Source organism: Paucidesulfovibrio gracilis DSM 16080 (genome assembly GCF_900167125.1).
GTDB lineage: Bacteria > Desulfobacterota > Desulfovibrionia > Desulfovibrionales > Desulfovibrionaceae > Paucidesulfovibrio > Paucidesulfovibrio gracilis.
The window spans coordinates 129,755-152,571 of sequence record NZ_FUYC01000003.1 but is presented as its reverse complement, the minus strand read 5'-3'; the positions used below and the strand labels follow the sequence as shown (position 1 = coordinate 152,571).

Below are 22,817 nucleotides of genomic sequence, written 5' to 3'. Positions count from 1 at the left end.
TGGATAGACACTCACCTCGCGACGACGCAATTCGCATTCCCCAGTAGCTCAATCGGCAGAGCGGGTGACTGTTAATCACTAGGTTCGCGGTTCAAGTCCGTGCTGGGGAGCCAGAAACATCAAAGGCTGACAAGGATTAATTCCTTGTCAGCCTTTTTTTTATAAAACCGTTGCAATTCAAGTAGTTCAAGGCTTTCCCCCTTCGCAAATTCGTTTCATCCTCGCACTCGTCCATACGATACCTTACCAAGCGTTCATACGGGCTCCTGTTCTTCATCCAACGGAAGCCCTACTCTTTCGAAGACACCGGTCCCGCAATCTTCTCTGCAAAAAAACAGGCACCCGATCTTTCGGATGCCTGTTGCATGTTCAAAGTACGAAGCGACAAACCGCCCGTGATTTGAAGATCAGCTCACCTTACTTCCACCAGGAACCTCGCCGGAGGCTGTAAGCAACTCCATCCCGTTCTCGGTCTTTACGGCCAGGATCATTCCCTGTGAGAGCTGTTTCCGAAGCTTTCGAGGCTTCAGATTGGCAACCATCACAACCTGACGACCCTGCAATTCTTCCGGCTTAAAGAACTCCGCAAGCCCGGCAACAACCTGCCGAGGACCGTCGGATTCACCGAGATCCACACGCACCAGCAAAAGCCTGTCCGCATCAGGATGCTTTTCCACTTCCACGACGGTCCCAACCCGCAAATCGAGCTTTTGGAAGTCCTCAAACGCAATAAATTCTTCAGAGACCGCTTCAGTCTTTGGGGACTTCGACGTTTTCTTCTGCTTTTTGGTTCCCTCGCCCTCGCCCGGAACATCGTTTTTGGGCAAGTCGACCCGAGGGAAAAGATTGGAGGACTCGGCCACGGCAATGCCGGTATCCAGCAAGCCCCACACGTCCATTTCTTTCGAGATATCAACCTTTTGCGGGTCAAAATCAACGCCAAGCTGCTGTAGCATGTTCACCGCAGCCTCAGGCATGACAGGCCAGACATGCACGGCGATTTTACGCATATTTTCCAGCATCACGTACATGACCGTAGCCAGCCGCTTGAGCTTTTTTTCCTTGTACAACGCCCACGGCTGCACAGTGTCAATGTACTTATTCAAGCCGCGTACCAGCTCCCAGAGACCTTCCAGCGCACGGGCAAAACGCATCTCCGCAAATTCCGCCTGAAACGTCTCCATGGCCTTTTGACCCAACTTTTTGATCTCCGCATCCTCTATCTCCTCAGCATCGTCAGGAGCGGGGATCACTCCATCGAAATACTTATGGGTCATTGAGAGGGTGCGGTTGAACAGGTTGCCAAGATCATTGGCCAAATCCGCGTTGAGACGCCCAACAAGTGCCTCCTCGGAAAAGCTGGCATCCTGGCCGAAACTCATTTCCCGGAGCAGAAAATAGCGGAAAGCGTTCAGACCGTATGTCTTAATCATGTCCAAGGGTTCTACGACATTTCCCAGGGACTTAGACATCTTGGTGTCCTTAATCAGCCAGTAGCCATGAACATTCAGATGCTGATACGGCTCAATGCCCGCAGACTTGAGCATGGTGGGCCAGAACACAGCATGCGGCTTGAGAATATCCTTGGCAATCAAATGATTGACTGCCGGCCAGTAACGTTTGACGCCGTCACCTTCAGGCCAGCCAAGCGCGGAAATATAGTTGATCAGTGCATCAAACCAGACATAGCACACGTAGTCTTTGTCAAAGGGCAGTTCGATTCCCCACTCCAAACGACTCTTGGGCCGTGAAATGCACAGATCCTCCAAAGCGCCCGACTCCAGCAGGCTGACCACTTCCTTGCGGTAGCGTTCCGGCCGCACGAAGTCGGGATGCTTCTTGATATGATCCAGAAGCCAGCCCTGGTATTGAGACATTTTGAAGAAATAGTTTTTTTCAGCGATGTATTCCGGCTTGGTTTCGTGCTGGGGACATTTGCCGTCCACCAACTCTTTTTCCGTGTAGAACCGTTCGCACCCAAAGCAGTAGTGGCCGCCATACTCGCCAAAATAAATATCGCCCTTGTCATACACGCGCTGAAGCACGTCCTGGACCACTTTAATATGCTCCGGATCAGTGGTGCGGATAAACTTGTCGTTTTCCACCTTCAGATTCGGCCACATGTTCTGGAACAGGGCGCTGATCTTGTCCACATACTCCTTGGGCGTTTCGCCATTGGCCTCGGCCGCTTTGACAATCTTATCACCGTGCTCATCGGTCCCGGTCAGAAAAAACGTATCGCGCCCCATCAGCTTATGGAAGCGGGTAACGGCATCCGCAATGATGGCGGTATATGCGTGACCCAGATGCGGTTTTGCATTCACATAAAAAATGGGCGTGGTAATGTAAAAACTATCCACTGGAATCTCCTTGGCGTATTTCCTTGTCGCTTGAAACAATACACCGTGCTTGTATAGGGAAAAGGCGGACGTTCCGGCGTGGCGCCACACTGCGCGCCAAGCCCTCACTCACCTGTACTGTTTGATTTTTTATTTGGGCGTGTCTTTTTTCTGCGGCGACGTGGCTTGCGACCGGAGCGTCCTTTTTTGGTTTCTCCGGCGGCCCCATTTTTTTCCGGTCGCTCCTGCGACACCGGCTTGGCGGGCCTCCCCGCCCCCTCGCTGCTCTGAGCATCGTCTGCCCCGCCCTTGCCTCCGCGCACCTCGGTCTCGGGCTTGTTGCCGCGGGAATCCGTCCCCTTCCGGCCCTGACCGGAACGAGGCGCCCTGGATCTGGTTCGTCCACCACCACGGGAATTCTGCCGTCCTCGGCCGTTCCGCTTGGCCGCTTCCTGCTGCGCCAATGTTTCTTCACTGGGAGGCTTGTTCACGATCTCGTGCCATTCGTCAAGTTCCAACTCCCGTTCGGATCCATCCTCAAGCAATACCGTCAGAGTCTTCTTAAAAAAGTTGGAACGAATGACCCGGACCAATCCTAACGAGGTGGAAAACCGCTTGCCGGTCTTCGGGCATTCTCGGTGAAAGCTTTCGTAGGCATCCTGCTCAAAGCTAAGGCAGCACAACAGCCGTCCGCAAATGCCTGAAATTTTGGTTGGATTCAAAAAAAGATTTTGCTCTTTGGCCATCTTGATGGTCACTGGAACAAATTTCCGCATAAAGCGGCGACAACAGCACATCTGGCCACAATTTCCCAGCGCACCGAGCATCTGGGTTTCATGCCGCACACCGATCTGCCGCAATTCAATCCTGGTCCGATACTCCCGCACCAAGTCTTTAATCAGTTCACGAAAATCAATGCGTCCCGGTGCCGTAAAATAAAAAATCATCTTGCTGCGATCGAAAAAGACCTCAACATCGACCAGCTTCATTTCAAGGCTGCGTTTCTGCACACATTTTCTGCAAAACCGAAAAGCCGAGCGCGCCAATTCCGCATTATCGGCTTGAACCTTCTGATCCTCTTCGTTGGCCAACCGATAAATAGGAGTGTATCGGTCTTCGGTTTCTTCCTGAGACGGCTCCTTGGTGACGACTTTCCCCAGCCCCATGCCCTGTTCCGTGCGCACGATGACGTCCTGGCCCTTGTCCACGACAAAGGCTCCCGAGGAAAAATAGTACACCTGACCATAGTCAGTAAATTTAACACCAAGTATATGACTCATTGTGTTCTCTACAAAAGGAAAAAGCCCGTATCGGGCGTTGGGGGAAAAAGGCGTGGGAAAGCGATGCGGACGGCGTTTTCCGCGGGCCGGATTGCCCGACCCTGCCCGGAAATGAAGAATGAAACCGAAAAAGAAATCAGCTTTCCACCTCATCCAAGAGCTTCAGACTGCGCAGCTCCGCAAGCAGCTTGTCCTGCTCAACAGGCTTGACGAGGTAGGAGGTTGCACCGCCAAGGAAAAACGCGTCATGCGTTTCCTTCTTATCATCCAGCATCGTTATGACGATGACCTTGGTCTCCTGCGTCGGGTGCGTACCGTACTCCGTCTCCAATGCCCGAATTTCCCGAAGTGCTTGTTGTCCGTCCATTTCCGGCATGACCAAATCAAGACAGACCAAATCATACGGGGTTTGATTCTCCAATGATTGCTTGAAGGCGTAGACCGCTTCTTCGCCATTCACGGCGATATCACAGTAGGCAACGGTACGCAGCATATCGTGCAGCATGCTTCTGGAATAGAAGTCGTCGTCAACGATCAAGGCCCGCATTGGTCCCCCTCTTACTCTGGTTGCGTCTGGCCGGTCCTTCGCGGCCAGCAGGAAAATCTCATGTTTATTCCCAAAAAGCAAGCTCGGACAATCGCTCAAAGCCTGGTGGTCCAGGTCTGGGAAACCCCAAAACACTTCATGTCGGATCCACGTTCCACCAAGAGCGCCCGACACCGTGCGACAATATCGTCCACATCAGCATCCACGCGATCCTGGTTATGATGGAAGAGTCCCAGCGTCCCGACGTCGGCTGCCAAGGCCAGCTCTACGACCTGGTCGAATGAGGAATGTCCCCACCCTTTTCGTTGTGGATATTCCTCTGGAAGGTACTCGGCATCATGCAAAAGCAGGTCGGCCCCGGCGCAAAACGCAACATACTCCGAAAAGTCCCGTCCGCCACGATGGACATGCCCCAACTCATTATCCGTTAAAAAGACAAAGGACGTATCCCCTTCGCTAAAGCGAAAACCAACCCCCATATTGGGATGGCTGAGCGGTATGCACTCCACGCGCATGCCGTCCAGCATCATGGCATCCCGGCAAAATTCGCCGTAGCGGATATCGGCGCGAAGTTCATCAAAAGGAACGGGGAAATAGGGAGCGCTCATGGTACGAGCCAGCAACGTCTGCATATTTCCCTGGGTTGTGGGGCAACCGTAAAGGTCTATGACGCTGTCACGAAGGTACAGCGGTTTGAAGAAAGGAAAGCCCAGGATATGGTCCCAATGGGCATGTGTGAATAAAAAAGTATACTCCCGCCGCTCCTCGCGAATAAGCGAATTGGAAAGCGGCCGCACCCCAGACCCTGCATCCACAATAACGACGGAGTCACTGTTCCCGGTTCGTATTTCAAGACAGGCCGTATCCCCGCCATACTTGATATATTCGGGTCCGGAAACGGGAATGGATCCCCGAGCCCCCCAACAACGTATATACACTTCCCCTCCCGAGCGGCAGCCTGATCCGCTCCGGCAAACCATTGACAAAAACCGTACGTTCCAGCCTCCGGCAGGTTTTCATGACATACCTTCCCCATCCGCGCAAGCACTGATATCGGATAAGCTGTCAAAAAACGTATACATCACGGCAACTCTATTCGAACCATTCTTGTATCTACCGGCATGTTGCGGGACGGACGTCCAACCGTCAAGTTCGGATGTGCGTCCGGCCGGGACCACGACACCCGCAACAGCCCGTAAGTGGCGGTATCCGCCACGAGGGTCCGCTGCATGGCAGGGAGAACCAGCAACTCCGGGGCAGGAAGCGGAGTACGCCCATACCGGCCACAGGAACAAAGCCCCAGCTTCGGGGACACTCGTTCATAAAACTCCGGAACGACACCCGTTGCGCTCCCATGGTGCGGCAACACTAAGACAGGACAGGAATAGTCACGTTCCATCGCCACCATTTGCCGCAGGCTCCATTCTTCAGCATCTCCGGGCAGCAACGCCAGATTACGCCCCTGCCATCGCAAAAGCAGCACCACGGATTCATCGTTGGTGCTCGGTGGTTCCTCTCCCTTTGGAGGCATAAGGGTGAACAATTCGACCTCGGGAGCCAAAACGATCCTCATGCCGGTTCGAACCACCTGCGGCACAATTCCGGCTTGTTTCAGCAAGGCCTGCATTTCGTCACCCCAATGCCCGCCGGGCCAATGCCCCGTGTGAAAAAACTTTTTGACTTGAAAAAACTCCAAGAGATGCACCAGTCCCTTGTAATGGTCCATATGCGGATGCGTCAGGACAATAGTTCCGATCCTCGGAGGTCTCCCCAGTGTGAGATATGGGGCCACCACGTCACGCCCGACCTCCAGGGTTCTGCTCCGCAGACCACCCCCATCCACCAGCGCCCGGCCGCCTCCGGGGAGTCGGATGAGCAACGCCTGCCCCTGGCCAACATCCAAGACTTCCAGCCGCACTTCGGGGGAGGCATCCTCCCAGCCCACCCACCAATGCGGTCCCCAAAGCAAAAGCAACCCCAAAAGCAGCACCGGCCAGCGAAGGAAACGGGAGTCTCTGCTAAACAGGATAAAACAAATCAAAACGACAGCCGCGCCCAGCATCTCGGGCCAAAGAGGTCGCAAAAGACGCCACATGGGCAGCATACCAGCCGCTCCAACCGCTTCGACAACTCCAAGCATCCATTCCAAAAGCATAGCAGCCGAGGTCAATAAAACCCCGGCCACTGGTGAGGCCCAAGAAACCACCCCTAGCATCATTCCGGCCATGCCCAACGGCATGACGACAAGCCCCAGCAGGGGCAACCAAAAAAGATTCATCAATAAATTCGGCGTAATCATGCCAAAAAGATGCGCGGTAACCGGGAGCAGGGCTACGCTTGCACACAAACTTACGCCCAACAATCCCACAGCCCAAGCCGCAATGCGGCGATATCCGTCACCTCGTGGCAAGACGGAATGTACAAAGGGATACAACAAAGCGATGCCCGACACCGCAACGACTGACAGTTGAAAACGAATATCGAACAATGCCAGCGGGGAAATCAGGAGAATACACAATACGGCCAGAAAAAGACCATCCAGGAGAATGCGCCCACGCCCACACACAAGAAGCCCGCCCCAAAACGCGAACATAAGCGACGCCCTCACCAGGGAAGGGGTAGCCTGCCCCAGCCAGACATACCCCGCAACCAAAGGAGCGGCAAGCAACACAGCCAGTTTGGGACGGGGAATCCACAAATAGATACGGGGAAACAACGCCCCTATCCCCCAGGCTAAAATCAGGCCCAACGATGCAACAAACCCAAGATGCAACCCGGACAATGCCAACGTGTGCGACAATCCGGCTTGTCGCATCAGGTTGATGGTGGATGGAGCTAGTTCAAACCGATCCCCCATCAGCAGGGCGAGCAACATGGCCCGCCCCTGCCCTTCCGGGGTGATGGAAAGCAGGTTCCGGCGCAACGTGTCACGAAAATCCCCCAGGACAGAGTCCGGCAGGGCATCGAAGGACACATGTTTCATGCCGCTGCAATAGGCGCTGAACTCCACGCCTTGAGCACGCCAATACCAACCGTAGTCCCACGCGCCGGGGTTGCCGAACCCTGATACCCGATTCAATGAAGTTTGAAATGTCACGAATTGGCCTGGACGAGGGCGAAAAGGCGCATGGTGCCAATACCAGACCACACCGCCATCCAGCCGTTGGGAGGAGGCACCCGGCACCTGCACAAACGCTGCATCCTCAAGCACGACTTGCCACCGTTTCCCTGGGCGCCCGGTAACGGAACGTATCTTTCCAGAAAGCTGCACCTTCTCGGAGGGCAACTCCAACGACTGATCCGTGGAATTTGGAGACTGATTCCCGGCATACCAATAGCCACCGGCAAAACACAGCAGTACAACCGCCCAAAAAAAGACAGGCCGCCATGATCGTGCATATACGACGATCATGACGGCCAAACTCACAACCCCGGCCAGGGGCCAACGAATTGTGGCAATACCGCAGGCAAATCCAAGAATCAGAATTTGCCTGCGCATGATGGCGGGACAAAACGTCTTGCGACAATCCTCCCGAGGATTCAACGGATCACGGGTATTTCCCGACACGTCCCGCCCTCCGTCAAGCGATGAATCATTCCTGCTCGCGCCAGACCCGAGCCCCCACTGCGGTCAATTTTTCTTCCAGCTGCTCATAACCGCGATCCAGGTGATAAATACGCAAAACATCGGTTCGCCCCTCCGCGGCCAGCCCCGCCACAACAAGAGACGCACTGGCCCGCAAATCCGAGGCCATCACCGGGGCACCCACCAGAGAGGAGACACCCCGCACCATGGCGGAACGTCCTTTGAGACGGATATCCGCCCCCAAGCGCACCAATTCCAGCACATGCATGAAACGGTTCTCAAAAATCTTTTCCTCAATCACGCCGCCCCCTTCGGCTAGGCACATACAAGCCATGATCTGCGCCTGCATATCCGTAGGAAAACCGGGATACGGCTGGGTGGTTACATCAACGCCCTGTAAGGCATCGTGGCGGCGGACCATCAGCCCCCCGTCCTGCTCCTCCAGGTTCACGTTCATGGCCCGAAACTTGGACAAAACCGCGTCCAGTTCCCGGCAAGGACAATCCTCCAGGAAGACGTCCCCGCCGCAAATGGCCGCAGCGGCAAGATAGGTTCCCGCCTCAATGCGATCGGGCATGACCCGATACTCCGCCCCTCGCAGGGACGTGACGCCTTGAATGCGAATGACGGATGTGCCGTGTCCGCTGATGCGCGCGCCCATGGCATTGAGGAACTCCGCCAAATCCTGCACCTCCGGCTCCCGGGCCGCGTTTTCAAGAATCGTTTCCCCCTCGGCTACGCTGGCCGCCATGAGCAGGTTTTCCGTACCGCCCACCGTGGGGAAATCAAAGGTAATATGCGCCCCCCGCAACCGATCGCACCGACCGTGAATATACCCGGAAGACAGTTCGAACTCCGCCCCCATCTGCTCCAACGCCTTGAGATGCAGATCCACAGGGCGCGCACCGATGGCGCACCCGCCGGGAAGAGAAACACGGGCCTCCCCCTTGAGCGCGAGCAACGGTCCCATGCAGAGCACCGAAGCCCGCATGGTCTTGACCAGATCATAGGGAGCCTCGGTCTTGAGGTCGCGCACCAACACCCGGACATCGTTTCCGGAAAAGTCGGTTTCGCAACCAAGGATATTGAGAAGACGCAAAGATGTATGAATATCCCGCAGACGGGGGACATTGCCGAGATGCACCTCGCCCTCGGGCAAAAGACAAGCCATGAGAATGGGCAAAGCCGCATTTTTGGAGCCGCTTACGCGAATCGTTCCCTGAAGCGGTTTCCCGCCCTCGATCACCAATTTTTCCATGCAACCTTCCGTTTCATGTTGACGTCCTCACGGACGATTTTGACTTTTGAAGCATTTTAGACTTGACCAAGCCGCCCAGCTTCGTTAATGACACATTCCTCACGTGGCGAAACGTGGACAGCGGGTTTCTTTTGGCCCAGTCCTGCGCCGGTGTCAATCGGGCCAGCGTGATGCTTTAAAAATGTGGTGGCTGTGGCGCAGTTGGTTAGCGCGTTAGGTTGTGGCCCTGAAGGCCGAGGGTTCAAATCCCTCCAGCCACCCCACTGAATTCAAAAAGGACGAAGTCGTTGACTTCGTCCTTTTTTCTGTAAACGCATTCGGCTTCCCTAAAATCAATCCACCGACGACGAGACCTTGTACGGGGAGATCGGTTCTTCCCATGGGATCTCCTGCACCGTCAACGCCTGCCAAAGCGGTTCCGCCTCAGCATTCCAGTGTTGCCAGCGCCGCACAATACTCTCGGGCGTAGCCTCCGTTGTACCGTAGTAACCGGCATTGGCTTCTGCAACGGGGCGCACGAATCCCCCATCAAACGAAATACCAGCATACATGCCGAGCATCTCCGAGTACAACAACACCGGACGTTGCGTAGCGAGTTTGGAGACTCCGGTCCGATCCACGGAACTAAAGACCACCACATCCGTATCCATGGCCAGATCAAATCCCTGGTCCAATCCGCTAAGCATATAGTCCCGATCAAAAAATAAATAAACCAAGGCACCGGAAGAAATCCCAGCCTGCATACCGAATCCGCCCCGCCCCATCTCATAAAAGGCCGGAGAACTCCACTGACCGAAAGCGTCCCGCCCAAGCAAGACGCCGCTGCCCCCGGCCAGCGAGCCTAAAAAGGCCATCCGAAAATACTCTGGAAAAATCAGTACACCCTCGGCACGTGCAAGCGCTTCTTCAAAGCCGGGATAACGGGAAGTTTCGCGCAAATCCGTCACGGCACGCGCTGCGTCTTCAACCAGGCGTTGTTGCGGGGACGCAGGGCTGTTTCGGCTGGACCCATGCGACCCCGTAGCTGCACAGGCGGCCAGCAGGACACAACTCAAGACAACAGCCGGGACAATGCCCCCGCGTATCGCACGAACGATAAATCCTGACAAAAAACCTCTACGACTCATATCGAAACGATAGCCCAGCCCTTTACCCGACGCAAGAGGACATATTCCCAATCGCCGTTGTTCACATACCGGACGCCGCCATCGCCAAGTCCGCATCCTGGTCCGGCAGAGGCACATTGTTCAAAGCTTCATGCAGATGCGTCACAGGGCGAGGCGCAAACCAGCCCTTCAGCAAAATATTTTCCGGCGAAGCGGGCGTATCAAGTGTGGCTGGCGCCACAGGATCCGTTCCGTAATACGCTTCATTGGGCGTGGCCCGGGCGGAAATCCACCCTGTAAGAAAGGATCCCTCCAACGGCTCTCCAGGAGAATCCACAAACAACAGCACGGAGAGATCCTCCGCAAGATTGAAGTCTTCGGCAGTCCCATTTCCATGCGACACGACCATGCCGATATCCTCGGGAAGCCTGTACCCGGAACTCAATCCGTCAAGCAACAATTCCCGATCAAAGAACACGTAGATCAGCATGCCCGCCTGCATGACATGCTGGGGACCGTCCCCGTCATTATTGATATTGTAAAACGCCGGCTGACTCCATTTCCCTTGTTCATCGCGGACGACCAGCACGCCGTCACGCCCTTCCACGCGGGAAAGCCAGTGCTGCTTTTTATAACTTGGAAAAATGAGCACGCCCTGTGCCCAATCCAACGCATAATCGAACGTTCGGGGCCGACTGGCCACACGCATTTCACGAACCGCTTTGGCCGAACCATCCACCAACTGCTGCTCATAGGACAGCTGAGGGATGACTTCGCCCTTATGCATAGCGCAGGCGCCAAGCAACAGCAGGCAAAGCGCCGCAATAAAGATTCGGATTTGTTTACTATTCATATATCCTCCCATAATACCGTGGAGATGCAGCGCGGCAAAACCCGCCATGCCTGAAGCTCGACAGGCTCAATGCAAACATTGTTCCGAAATATTGAGCAAGGAATTCTGGCGGCTACTACCGCCTGAAGCTCATTTTCCGGCGGAAGCCCCCCGCAACCGGCGAACATCGCCCACACGAACCGTCACCTTTTCCCGGTCCAGATACTCAAGCACGGGAATGGCATACTTACGGGACAACCCGGTCAGCGTCTTGAAATCCGGGGCCGACATTTCATCGTTCTCCCGCAGAAAGGTCCGCACAGATTCCTGAATCTCTTGTAACGCCGGAGCGTGATAAAACATTTCTTCCTTGACGCGAATCAGCTGTCCTTCCTCCTGCAATCGACGGAATGTGTCGCCAGCCTGCTTTGCGTTCACCTGACACTTGGCAAGCACGTCCTTAAAATTCGGTGGAGTGCTTCCGCCCTCGGAGTACGCCTTGAGCACGGTTTCCCGCAAAACGGTCTGGTCCGCGGCCAGGGAAGCTTCATGATTTGGGAGTCGCACCATATCTTCATACACATCCAACCGCCCCCGCTTAAGCAAACGCTCCACAATAAAATGGACAACACGTTGCGGCAGACGGTTGCCCCATGCCGCAGGCAACTCCCCTCGTCCCACACCGTGCCGATCCGGGTGACGCTTATGGTAAGCACCGAGGAAATCTTCCAAAACCCTGGCCAATTCCTCAAACCCTGCTGCGGACAGATAGCGGCGCTCCTCCCGGTCCACCAACAGCGCGTCTTCTTTGGATAAAACTTCTTGCAGGGCCGCTTCCAACGGCTTGCGACTCATGCCCGTCAAAACTGGCAACTGGCTCATATAACATCCCTCAATCCCAGCCAATTCCAGACGCAAACGGACGCGTTCCCGGCTCTGGGCTGCTGCCGTTTTCCGTAACACGTCCACCTGTGGAGAGCGTCGTTTGATCTTACCGGCCAGCGGGTTGATCAATGTCCCGCCTCCAACGGTTCGCAGCGGAGAAAAAGAGCGCACCACAACCCGGTCCCCGGACACCCCAACCATGGAATGGGGAAACCGCACTTGGCAAACGGCACTTTCTCCTGGAAGCAATTCATCCCGATCCAAAAAATACAGCCGTGCCAGGATTTCCCGTCCACCGTGATGGAAATGAATTTCCTTGCGGTGCTTTAAGGGACGAGGTGATGAAGGCAAGCACGTCAACTCCACATCCCAGGTTGTGGCGGGAAACAACGATCCTGGTCGAGCAAGCACTTCGCCCCGGGAAACATCCGACACATCCACCCCACTAAGGTTTACGGCGGTACGTCGCCCGGCAAGCGCTTCCTCAACCTGCTGCCCGTGCGACTGCAACCCGCGGACCTTGACCGGACGCTCCCCGGGATACAGCAACAGTTCTTCCCCGAGCCGAACCGATCCTGCCAGCATGGTTCCCGTTACCACGGTTCCAAATCCTTTCATGGTAAACACACGATCCACAGGAAGACGAAACAGATCCGTTGCGCTTCGTTCGGGCAACGAGCGTGCCAATTCCGCAATGGCCGTACGCAGTGCGTCCACGCCGTTGCCGGTACGCCCGGAAACAGGGATAACAGGCGCCCCCTGCAAAAACGTCCCCTCCATGGCCGCACTGACTTCTTCAGCAGCCATTTCCAGCCAGTCCGCTTCCACCATGTCCGACTTGGTCAAGGCCACCAGTCCCTGATCAATGCCGAGCAGAGAACATATTTCCAGGTGTTCCCTGGTCTGTGGCATGAGGCCTTCGTCAGCGGCAACAGTGAGCAACACGAAGTCGATGCCTGCCGCACCGGCCACCATATTCTTCACAAATCGCTCATGCCCAGGTACGTCCACCACGCCGATCCTCTCCACTCCCTCCAGGTCCAGGTGGGCAAACCCCAACTCAATGGTGATACCCCGTTCCTTTTCCTCGTGCAGTCGGTCGCAGTCGATACCCGTCAGCGCCTTTACCAGCGTAGTTTTGCCATGGTCGATGTGTCCTGCCGTACCCATGATCAGCGGCATGTGGCCTCCTGGAAAGTGATGTACCGGATTCCGTCATGTTATCCTGGAACGATAGAAAAAAAACGCCATCCCCACAAGGTGACGCATCCACAGAACCAACGGAACCGGTCAAAAAAAGGTTGAAAGGCAGCCATGCCACCTTCCAACCTCGATCAATCCGTCTTGTTTCTCATGCTAACTGGCAAGGAATGCAGCGTACGCCTTGGTCGTGGAATAAATGTCCACCTTGCTGGTGATTTCAAACGGACTGTGCATGGAGAGTACCGGCGGTCCCATGTCGATGATATCCATACCATATACGGCCAAGAACTTGGCCACGGTTCCGCCGCCGCCAGCATCCACCTTGCCGAGTTCCCCCATCTGCCAAGGTATCCCGGCGTCGTCCAGCACAGACCGCAGGCGGCCGATAAACTCCGGATGCGCGTCATTGGCTCCAACCTTGCCGCGATGTCCCGTAAACTTACTAAAGCACGGGCCATACCCGAGGAATGCCGCATTCAACTTTTCGTACACATCGGGAAAGTTCGGATCGGTTCCAGCATGCACATCCGCGGATATGGCTTGCCCCGCCTGGAAGATTTTGGAAAGCCGAGTCTCCGGTTCCCACGCATCGCGCAATTCTTCCATGCAGTATTCGAAAAACAAGGACTTTGCACCCGTGGCCCCTTCGGAGCCGATCTCCTCTTTGTCCCAAAACAACACAATCTGCGTGTACTCCGGCTCTTCCGGCTGGGAGAAAAACGCCTCCAGTGCAGAATAGACACAAGCCCGGTCGTCCTGCGCGTAACTTCCGAGCAAGGCGCGGTCCAGCCCCACATATCGCGCCGGACCGGCAGGCACGATCTGCAACTCCGCACTCATCAGATCCGCCTCCACAATGCCGTAACGATCATACAGCAACTGAAGCAAAGCTGGCTTCACCCCTAATTCGTCGGAGTCCTCGCCGGTTTCTGGCTCATGGGCCAGGACCACGTTGAGTTTTTCCGCTTCAAACGCGTCCGAAACCTTTTTTTCCACCTGTTTGTAGGCGAGATGCGGCAGAAGGTCGGTGATGGTCAACACAGGATCGTCTTCATCTTCGCCAACACAGATATTGACCAGGGTTCCATCCTTTTTGACCACCACGCCGTGCAGAGCCAGAGGAATGGTCAACCACTGGTACTTTCGAATCCCACCATAATAATGTGTTTTGGCCAACGTCAGCCCCATATCGTCATACAGCGGCCGTTGTTTCAAATCGATACGCGGGGCATCGGCGTGAGCACCAACCAACCGAAACCCTTCTGATAACGGCCTTCGGCCCCTGCGAGCCATAAAGACCGTCTTGCCACGACTAAATCGAAAGCATCGTTCAGCGGAAAAATCTTCGGAAAATCCCGCCAATTCCAATTGCTCACGAACAAAATGCATGACCTCACGCTCGGTCTTGCATTGCGAAAGAAAGCGTAGGTACCGTTCCGCCAGCGCGTCCATGGCCTGATGATGCTCAGGGGAGGCAAAATGTCGCCAACCGTTCACGGGCTTGTATTCCAACTCCAATGCGCCCAATTGAAACTCCTTTATTCTTTCATTGCTCAAATTATTTCTTGATCCAGTGAGCCGCGGCTATTGTTCCACCGAGGCCAGTGCATTCCGCAACGCCGAAGCCACCAGCGGGAATTCCTCCGCGACCAATGTTCTTGAGTCCAGGCAAAACAGGCCGTGTTCCACCCGACCGACCAGAGGCGGCGTGACCTGCAAAAGGGCATCGCGCAACGCCTCCACGCCGCACTCCAATGGTGCCACTTCAACAAGGACCGTCGGCAGTCCTCGTTCGGGATGGGCGCCGCCGCCCACAAGGGATTCGGCCCGCCGTGTGGACACTTCGCCCCGCCCTTTCAGCTCCGTGCGCAACAACCGGGCCAGCCGCCCGGCCCGGGACTTGAGCGTTTCAAATGGTGTGGCAATCATCCGCAACGTCGGAACTTCATTCGTTGCACGTTCCGGATCCAACGACAGGCGCAATGTTGCTTCCAAGGCAGCCAGCGTCATCTTGTCAATTCGCATGGCCCGATTCATGGGGTTACGCTTAATGCGTTCCACATACTCCGTCCTGCCCACGATAATCCCTGCCTGCGGCCCGCCGAGCACCTTGTCTCCCGAGAAGGTTACCACGTCGGCACCATCGCGAATCACTTCACTCACCAGAGGTTCTTCCTCCAGGCCAGGCAAACGCACCAGGGCACCGCTTCCCAAATCCTCAATCACAGGCAGGCCATATTCGTCACCCAGCTTGCGCAGCTCCTGCAGGCTTACCTGCTTGGTAAACCCAACGATTCGGAAATTGGAAGTATGCACCCGGAGCAACGCCCCGGTTTGCTCGGTAATGGCCTGTTCATAGTCGAAAAGATGCGTACGGTTGGTGGCCCCAACCTCCCGGAGCACAGCGCCACTTTTGGCCATCACATCGGGGATTCGAAACGAACCGCCGATTTCGACGAGCTGCCCCCGCGAAATAATCACTTCACGGCCGGAAACCAACGTTTCCAACGCCAACAACACAGCAGCCGCATTGTTATTCACCACCAGGGCGGCCTCTGCACCGGTCAACCGACACAGCAAGCTCTCCACATGACTGTATCGACTGCCGCGCCGTCCGGACTCCAGATCGAATTCAAGATTGGAATAGTGGCAACATGCCTGGTTCACGGCCCGCACGGCAGCATCTGCCAAAAGAGACCGCCCCAGATTGGTGTGCACCACAACGCCGGTGGCGTTGAGCACCCGGCGGAACCGGGGGACCACTCCGGCAAGGACAAAGGCCAGCAGCGCGGGAAACAAAACATCTTCCGCCAGTTGGGCCGTAGACTGAATTCGGCCGGAAGCAATCTCGCGCCGCCGTAATGAAAAAAAGGTATTGACCAGATCCTTGAGCATTGGACGTGGAACCGTGCAGAGTTCCGGCTCCCGGCACAACCACTCCAAAGCACGGTCCACCGAAGGCAGACAGCGATACAGATGCGACAAACAAGCCTCCTGAAGTCGAATATCCCGTGAGGAACCGATCCAAATCCGATTACGCCATGGTGCGGGTCAAATGTTCTGGATATAATTTATAAAACTCGGCCAACAAATACAAGGATCCGCAAATGAGTACTGGTCCGACACCGGATGCTGCCTCCTGAAAAGCCTGTTCCGGCGTGCCGCAAGCCTCGGCATTGGTCCCGAGAGCTTCCGCCAACTCCTGCCCAGGCAACATGCGCTCATACCAAGGCAGGCTGGGACACAAAATCCGGCCCGCACAAATATCATGCAGCAAAGGAACCATACGCTCCAAATCCTTATCGCGCATACAGGACACCACCATGGACTCGGGACAAACACCTTCCTTATCCACGGCATCAGCCAAGGCGCGCAAGGCGGGTTCATTATGTGCGCCGTCCAGCATCCAGGTCACTCCGTCCTCACGTACATATTGCAACCGCCCAGGGATAAAGGCCTCTTGCATGGCGCGCTCCTCGCGGTCGACACGCCTCGGCACCCCAAGCTCGTCGGCCAAGGTGCTCCATGCGGCCAGGGCAAGACCGGCGTTTGCCTGCTGATGCGCTCCCCGCATGCCCACTTCCCGGGCATATGGGCGGGCAACGGTCAACTCTGTTCCAACACTTCGGGCACGCGCCTGAAGAACCTCTTCGACCTCGGCTTGTTGCTCCGCTGTAAAAGCGGGCGTTCCCGGGCGAATGACGTGCGCCTTGTCCCTGGCGATATACGCCAACGTGGAACCAAGCACCTGCATATGATCCAGACCTATGTGGGTCAGCACGGAGACGTTGGCATCAAAAGCACGCACGGCATCATATTTTCCGCCCAGCCCGGCTTCCATCACGGCAAGCTGCACTCCGCAACGCCGAAAGATACTGACAGCCAGACAGGTCAGAAATTCAAAATACGTCAAGTCCTCAGCCCCAGCGAACGCGTGCACCTCATTGGCCGCCTCAACCCAGGCTTCCGGATCCAACGCCAGGCCATCCACCAAAACGCGTTCCCGCACATTGAGAAAATGCGGCGAAGTATAAAGCCCCGTGCGGACTCCGTGCTCACGGGAGAGCCGTTCCAAAAAGGCAGCAGTCGATCCCTTGCCGTTGGTTCCGGCGACATGGGCGATCAAAAATCCCGGAGGTCCAAAACTCCGTGCAAACGCCTCCACACGGGCCAGGGTTAGATCCATATGGAAAAGCCCCTGTTCATCAAGATATTGCGCTATTTCATCAAAATTTGAAAACCGCATATTCTCCTCCCTGGATATCGCTCCCTTCTTAGGCTCCCGATTTCATGAAGTCCAGCCTGGCAGCGTCCGATTGCCCAGCCAACGCCATACCATACTTCCTCCACCTCCCGCACCCATGCCCGAACCAGCAATCAAATCTTGCCTTACCGCCGAGCATGCCGTAGTAAAAAAAGTTGTAAACATCTGCTTCTTGGGGGTACAGCTTCACCATGGAAAATCTGAACGTCACCATCGCATTGCCCCCGAAACTCGCCTACGCCCTCAGCGAACTGGCTGAATCCCAAAACATTACCTTCTCCACCCTGGTGCGTACGGTGCTGGAACAGCATCTTCGTCAGGAAGAAGAGGTGGAGATAAAGAAACAAGCCGCTCAGGAACAAAACGACCAGGAAAAACGAAAATACGCCCGCAAACAAGTTGCGGTTCCCACGGCCATACGTTTCAAAACAGGTGGAAGCATCGATGAAGGACAAATTGAGATGGTCAACATCTCTTTGGGAGGCGCCTTGCTTTCCCTGCCGGCAAGCCACCCCCTGCTGAAGGAAATGGTCAATCATCCGGAGACATTCGACTTAGTGATCACACTTCCGGAGGAGAAAAATCCGGTTTCCTTTACCAGTAAAGCAAGCCGGGTCAAGAAAAACCGGGACAAAGTGCAAATTGGGGTTTCGTTCGACGAATACAGCTATTATGACTTCATCAAACTCTACAATTTCTTAGGGTAGTGATTGATATCGACGCTGTCCAATCACAAGGTGTCGCTTTTTTCTTGACCGAATGCCAGCCATCCGTATAGGAAAATCATCCCAGCCGGGCCAGTAGCTCAGGTGGATAGAGCAACGGCCTTCTAAGCCGTCGGTCGAGGGTTCGAGTCCTTCCTGGCCCGCCACATCAATCCGGTTTTACGTCCCTTCCGTTTTGCAGTCTTCTGTTGCCGAATCAACCGGCTTCACGGTCCCTGTTGCTCCGTTCGCTCTGCTGAAGGCAAAAGCTATGGAACGTCCACCAGCCGTTTTGCCACAGCGTCCTCAGCCAGTTTCTCCGCAATGCGGCAGGAACGCATGGCCGCTTCATCCGTAGGCAACGGCTTGCGACTGCAGCCCCAATTTCCCTGTACGCATGGACCTCCGCGGGATGGACATCCCTCCACCTTTTCGGGACGGTAGGAGCAGCCGCTGCCCATGATCGAATACCGACCACACAGGCAACGCAATAAATCCGTACGCCCCATATGCTGCAACAGCGCGACAGCATTGCTGCTACGCATGCCCGTAAAACGTTCCTCCACGCGCTTTCGATACTTGTCCTGCATCAGTTCTCGTGGTTGTTCCAAAAGATTGCATTCATCCAACGCTTTGACAAAAAGACGCCGGTACGCTTCTTCTCCCCCGGAAAGAAGCCGACAAGTCAACCGTCCCGACTCCCAGTCAAGCTGATCCGACGGACATTGCCCCTTGCCGCTTTTGGCACGCCACGTCTCAAGATTCGCTCTGATCTTTCCTCGCAGCTTGGCATACTCCTCAAACATAATCTTTTCATAATGGCAGGCATCCCGAAAGGTGTTGAACTGATACCCCGCTCCATACAGCCCCTTCGGCCAAAGTCTGTCACGCAGACCATTTTTACAACTGGGATCAAGCGACAGGTAATCATCACGCATGGTCGCATACCTGTCGGCGCGTTCGGCCCCCTTCTGCTCCATGGCGTACCACTTCTTGAACTTTGCCTCGATAAACTTCTCCGCTTCAGCGTTGGTGATGGGAATTTCATTGCCATCCTTGTCACGCCCCATCCCCAACGACCGCATCAGGCTGCGTGTTCGCATCATGGTCGGCCCGTCGTGCATTGTTCGCATGTCGTACATCGCCCGCGCCCCGGCGCCGCCCCCGCCGATTTCCTCGCGATACGCCGCATACAGCGTCTGCACGTTGTCATCCACGACCCAATCCCGCGTGGCCTTGATGCCCTCCCAGGCCAATGCCGCAGCAGATTTGGCAATTGCCAATTGCGGGACAAAGGCTATGACGGCACTGGACGTAACCGTGAACAACGCTTCCTTGTAACTGCCACCGACAGCCTGCCCCGCTCCGGTCCCCGGGTTATAGTCCAACCCTTTGGCGAGAATTTCCGCATACGTGATCTGGCGCTTGAGCGCATGGGACAATTGAGCAAGAACAGCCTTTCGTTGCGCCTTGCTCATCTTCTTAAGTGAAGCGGCAAGCATCCCACGTGAAAACTTGCTGAAATTTCGAAAATCGGCTTCCGTCTTACAAGAGTCCAACATCACCTTGAGCGTCATTTGCGTCATGGCCAACGCCATTTTGCTTGGGTCACCGGCCTGGTACCCTTCATACCCGGCCTTCCCGTAATCCCAGGCAGCCCCGGCCAAATCAAGATTCTTGCGTACCGTTTCCATAAATCCTTCAGGAAACTTGCTTTTACCCACCATATCCCAAAACAAGTTCTTCATTGCCCCGCCGATATCCGAGGTCTTGCCAAGGGTTGCCTCGATCCGACGCTGTTTACTGATAAATTCATCAATGGATGTACCGCATCCCTCGTCGGCCACGGCCTCGGAAATGAAAAAGTTCGGAACGTCCTGCAATACTTCTTGTATCCCAGCTCCAATTCCGGCTTCTCCCTGTTGTACCCGATCGTCTTCCTCGGCCCCCCCCACAGGATCAACAGCGGGTACGTCGACAAACGGCAACAACGCCTCCCCTCGAAGGTCGAATTCGTCCAACACTTTTTCCAGTTCGGCCTGAATTACACTTGGGTCCGGAGGCGGTGGAAGAATGCGGACCTGCGATAGCCCCATGCTCGTGGCCTTATTCGGCGGAGAAGCGTTGCCCGTAACAGTCAGATACACTTGCGTCCCCGGAACGGCCCATCCCGTGGGAACCTCCATGACAGCCCCATTAGCGCTCTGCAACGTCAACAGTCCGGAAGCAACATACAGCGTAAACGTGCCGGGCTTCCAACCACCGGTGTTCGTTTTGCTGTCCTGCGGTTGTTCCAGGTCGGTCATGAACCCCATAATACCGCCGCCGGTGGCCCACCAAAAAACAACGGTCCCGACATCCGGGAGATCAAGGGGACCATTGGACGCCACAATCCGCAAACCCGAGGTAATCTCCGGGTCAAATGTAAAATCAATGCCCGTCTCCTGCCCCTCCGGCGGGACCAGCAGGACATGACGACGTGAAGTGATGCCGATTCTGGCTTGCTCGTGTCCTTCCGGGACATTCAACAACAAAGCCCCGTCTTCGAGGGAAACAAAAGAAGCGAATTGGCCGGTCCGCTCTTCCACGGGTAGCCAGGTTTTTCCTGGTTCCCCGGAAAAAAGAGGAATGCCGCCCTCTTCCCCCCAAACAGCACCCGCAGTGGTGGGGAAGAGCATTCCGATGAAAATTCCCAGGACGAAGACAACACGTTTCCAACCGAACAGACCCGCGTGGCGCATAACGTTCCCCCGACCAGACAAAAAATGAATACCGCCCCCTTGCATCGCCATGCTGCAAGGAAGATAAAAAAGCACTTATTTATACTTCCTTCAGCATTTCAAAACGTACGTCAAGCAAAACAACGCGTTCGTGCCTTGACCGCAACATTGTTAGTTGATGCATCCACACATAAAAAATGCTACAATGCTGAGCGTACCAAAACATATTCGGTCGCAAAAAAAGATCCGTACATTACACAAGGAGCCTGTTTCATGAATCGCCATCTGCTGGTTGCGGTCAGCGACAATCCTAGAGCCATCCACGGAGTGCGCTTTGTGTCATCATTCTTCAGTACGGAAACGGACCTGAAACTCACACTGTTCGCGGCATTCCCTACCGGTCCCAAAGTCTGGCTTGAGGAACAGTCCTACGAAACCATGAATGAGGCGGCGGCCACCAGCGGCAAATATGAGCAACAATTTCGACGCGCCCTGAACACGGCCAGAACAATGCTCACATCGGGAGGTTTCGACGCGGCGAACATTGATCAAAAATGTGTCCCCCAGTCTGGAACCCGTGTGGAGGACATCATCAAGGAAGGAGAACGGGGACTCTATGACGCGGTCGTACTGGGGAAACGGGGGCTGGCCAAGCTGGAACAGCTTATGGAACAAAGCGTCAGCGAAGAGATGGTTAAACGCCGGTCAAACGTACCCACCTGGATATGCCGTACCCCGGATGAAGATAACAGCAATGTGCTGCTCTGCCTGGATGGATCGGAGTCGTCCTACAGGATGGCCGACCACGTAGGGTTCATCCTCGGGCTGGAGCCACGACACCACGTCACCCTTTTGCACGTCCGCAACAACACCTCCGCACAGGAGACGTCGGCAATCTTTAATCAAGCCCGCCAAATCATGAACGACAACGCCATTGGCGCGGAACGGATCCATGAACAGATTCTTGACGGAGGCCGTCCAGCCGCCGCAATTCTGGACATGGCTCACCGCGAACGCTTTGCGGCCATCGGCGTAGGTCGCACGGGCACCGGCAAGGGGCTGCTCGGCCGCCTCTTCATCGGTTCGGTGAGCAAGGAACTGCTTAAGGGTTTAAGTTCTTCGGCGCTCTGGGTATGCGGATAGTCCGCCCCAAAACACTCGCAGAGGGGTCATGATTTCAATGTATTAGTCTCATGCCCCCTGCTTGCCCACCCCAAAAAAAAACGGCAACTCCGGAAATCAATTCCGTACTGCTGCCGCATTTTCCATGCTCGGCCAGCGTCTGAAACTACTGACGGCCGCATGGTATTTATGTCGGTTTGCCGTTACTCCCGTGAAATCGCTTCACTGGGACAACTGTCGATGGCTTCCTCCACGCAATCCAATTGGGATTCCGGCTCTTTGACCACAGCTTTTTCCGACGAGTCGTCCATCTCAAAAACTTCGGGGCAAAGCTCTACACAGGTTTCACAACCAATGCATTCATTTTCATCGATCACGATGGCCATGCGTTCCTCCTTGGCTTGCGACACGCTCTAACGTGTCGCCGATGAGACCAGTCACGGGGAACATACCCCACCCGGAGAAAAATTCAAACCCCTATTTTACCAAAACGAAGACCGTATACAAAAGGCTGCTGCTTCAGGCGCCATCCCGAAACAATGTATGCGACATCACAATAATCCGATTTTTCAATGACGGCTCTTCCGTAAAGTGATATCCGAAATGACATGAAAAAAACATTTCACGCCACACTCTCTATAGGAATACTTGCGGTCTTTTTGGGTACGTTTGCAGGCTCCTGCGACCACACGGTTCTCCAGGGGGAGATTCACTCGCCTGATGCGGAACTCCGCGTGGGAGAACAGGTTTTGCTGGAACTGCATGTTCCGGAAGAGCAAAAAGACATCCATAACGAATACTGGCTGGTCACCCCACAAGACGCGGGCAGCTTTCTTCCGGAGGGCGGTTCCGGCCGTTGCGCCTTGTTTATGGCGCTCAAGCCTGGGACATGCACTGTCAAGGTCCGCGGCTTTTTCCGTCAGACCAACCCCCAGCCCATCACATCCATGGAACTAACGATTCACCCCTGA

The 22,817-nt window shown here is 55.2% G+C and carries 17 protein-coding genes and 3 tRNA genes; 6 read left to right on the top strand and 14 right to left on the bottom strand.

The features are described 5' to 3' along the window. Nucleotides 1–37 precede the first annotated feature (37 nt). Nucleotides 38–113 (top strand) — tRNA-Asn (locus B5D49_RS04955). A 294-nt stretch (nucleotides 114–407) separates the two neighbouring features. Here the strand turns inward: B5D49_RS04955 and metG are convergent. From metG to murA, 6 genes are all read right to left on the bottom strand, one after another. Continuing rightward, nucleotides 408–2,360: a methionine--tRNA ligase gene (gene metG, locus B5D49_RS04950; protein WP_234990623.1), complete on the bottom strand. Its 1,953-nt coding sequence runs from the start codon at nucleotides 2,358–2,360 to the stop codon at nucleotides 408–410. A 104-nt stretch (nucleotides 2,361–2,464) separates the two neighbouring features. After that, complete coding sequence (locus tag B5D49_RS04945; RefSeq protein WP_078716808.1) at nucleotides 2,465–3,619, bottom strand: PSP1 domain-containing protein; 1,155 nt, start codon at nucleotides 3,617–3,619, stop codon at nucleotides 2,465–2,467. A 136-nt stretch (nucleotides 3,620–3,755) separates the two neighbouring features. Next, nucleotides 3,756–4,166: a response regulator gene (locus B5D49_RS04940; RefSeq protein ID WP_078716569.1), complete on the bottom strand. Its 411-nt coding sequence runs from the start codon at nucleotides 4,164–4,166 to the stop codon at nucleotides 3,756–3,758. Between the two features lie 95 nt (nucleotides 4,167–4,261). Beyond that, nucleotides 4,262–5,146 carry an MBL fold metallo-hydrolase gene (locus tag B5D49_RS04935; protein WP_234990622.1) on the bottom strand — a complete coding sequence of 295 codons (885 nt, stop codon included), beginning with the start codon at nucleotides 5,144–5,146 and terminating at the stop codon, nucleotides 4,262–4,264. Between the two features lie 101 nt (nucleotides 5,147–5,247). Further along, entirely contained in the window at nucleotides 5,248–7,665 is a 2,418-nt protein-coding gene (locus B5D49_RS04930; RefSeq protein ID WP_268802028.1) for a DNA internalization-related competence protein ComEC/Rec2, read from the bottom strand. Between the two features lie 94 nt (nucleotides 7,666–7,759). Continuing rightward, entirely contained in the window at nucleotides 7,760–9,010 is a 1,251-nt protein-coding gene (murA, locus tag B5D49_RS04925; protein WP_078716566.1) for a UDP-N-acetylglucosamine 1-carboxyvinyltransferase, read from the bottom strand. A 186-nt stretch (nucleotides 9,011–9,196) separates the two neighbouring features. On the opposite strand from murA, the gene B5D49_RS04920 reads away from it, so the two are divergent. Further along, nucleotides 9,197–9,273 (top strand) — tRNA-His (locus B5D49_RS04920). A gap of 69 nt (nucleotides 9,274–9,342) precedes the next feature. Here B5D49_RS04920 and B5D49_RS04915 read toward each other — a convergent pair. The 6 genes from B5D49_RS04915 to B5D49_RS04890 form a co-directional block, all read right to left on the bottom strand. After that, on the bottom strand, nucleotides 9,343–9,957 hold the full coding sequence (locus B5D49_RS04915) for a lipid-binding SYLF domain-containing protein (protein WP_159447136.1): 615 nt from the start codon (nucleotides 9,955–9,957) through the stop codon (nucleotides 9,343–9,345). A gap of 241 nt (nucleotides 9,958–10,198) precedes the next feature. Further along, a complete protein-coding gene (locus tag B5D49_RS04910; RefSeq protein ID WP_144019171.1) occupies nucleotides 10,199–10,969 on the bottom strand; it encodes a lipid-binding SYLF domain-containing protein in 771 nt (256 codons plus the stop codon). A gap of 129 nt (nucleotides 10,970–11,098) precedes the next feature. Continuing rightward, nucleotides 11,099–13,015, bottom strand: a complete 1,917-nt coding sequence (gene selB, locus B5D49_RS04905) for a selenocysteine-specific translation elongation factor (protein ID WP_078716563.1) — start codon at nucleotides 13,013–13,015, stop codon at nucleotides 11,099–11,101. A 174-nt stretch (nucleotides 13,016–13,189) separates the two neighbouring features. Then, a complete protein-coding gene (locus tag B5D49_RS04900; RefSeq protein ID WP_144019169.1) occupies nucleotides 13,190–14,563 on the bottom strand; it encodes an aminopeptidase in 1,374 nt (457 codons plus the stop codon). 57 nt (nucleotides 14,564–14,620) lie between these two features. Beyond that, nucleotides 14,621–16,021, bottom strand: coding sequence for an L-seryl-tRNA(Sec) selenium transferase (gene selA, locus B5D49_RS04895; protein WP_078716561.1), 1,401 nt, complete (start codon nucleotides 16,019–16,021; stop codon nucleotides 14,621–14,623). 49 nt (nucleotides 16,022–16,070) lie between these two features. Further along, the gene (locus tag B5D49_RS04890; RefSeq protein ID WP_078716560.1) at nucleotides 16,071–17,282 is read right to left on the bottom strand and encodes a bifunctional folylpolyglutamate synthase/dihydrofolate synthase; all 1,212 of its coding nucleotides are present in this window, start codon (nucleotides 17,280–17,282) and stop codon (nucleotides 16,071–16,073) included. Between the two features lie 209 nt (nucleotides 17,283–17,491). Between B5D49_RS04890 and B5D49_RS04880 the strand changes: the two genes are divergently transcribed. Beyond that, the gene (locus tag B5D49_RS04880; protein ID WP_078716558.1) at nucleotides 17,492–18,007 is read left to right on the top strand and encodes a PilZ domain-containing protein; all 516 of its coding nucleotides are present in this window, start codon (nucleotides 17,492–17,494) and stop codon (nucleotides 18,005–18,007) included. Nucleotides 18,008–18,094: 87 nt separating this feature from the next. Beyond that, nucleotides 18,095–18,171 (top strand) — tRNA-Arg (locus B5D49_RS04875). A 102-nt stretch (nucleotides 18,172–18,273) separates the two neighbouring features. On the opposite strand, the gene B5D49_RS04870 is transcribed toward B5D49_RS04875, so the two are convergent. Then, nucleotides 18,274–20,745, bottom strand: coding sequence for a hypothetical protein (locus B5D49_RS04870; RefSeq protein ID WP_078716557.1), 2,472 nt, complete (start codon nucleotides 20,743–20,745; stop codon nucleotides 18,274–18,276). Between the two features lie 252 nt (nucleotides 20,746–20,997). Here B5D49_RS04870 and B5D49_RS04865 point away from each other — a divergent pair, with 252 nt between their 5' ends. Beyond that, nucleotides 20,998–21,867, top strand: coding sequence for a universal stress protein (locus B5D49_RS04865; protein WP_159447135.1), 870 nt, complete (start codon nucleotides 20,998–21,000; stop codon nucleotides 21,865–21,867). Nucleotides 21,868–22,049: 182 nt separating this feature from the next. On the opposite strand, the gene B5D49_RS04860 is transcribed toward B5D49_RS04865, so the two are convergent. Beyond that, a complete protein-coding gene (locus B5D49_RS04860; protein ID WP_078716555.1) occupies nucleotides 22,050–22,232 on the bottom strand; it encodes a ferredoxin in 183 nt (60 codons plus the stop codon). 222 nt (nucleotides 22,233–22,454) lie between these two features. On the opposite strand from B5D49_RS04860, the gene B5D49_RS04855 reads away from it, so the two are divergent. Then, nucleotides 22,455–22,817 carry a hypothetical protein gene (locus tag B5D49_RS04855; protein WP_144019167.1) on the top strand — a complete coding sequence of 121 codons (363 nt, stop codon included), beginning with the start codon at nucleotides 22,455–22,457 and terminating at the stop codon, nucleotides 22,815–22,817.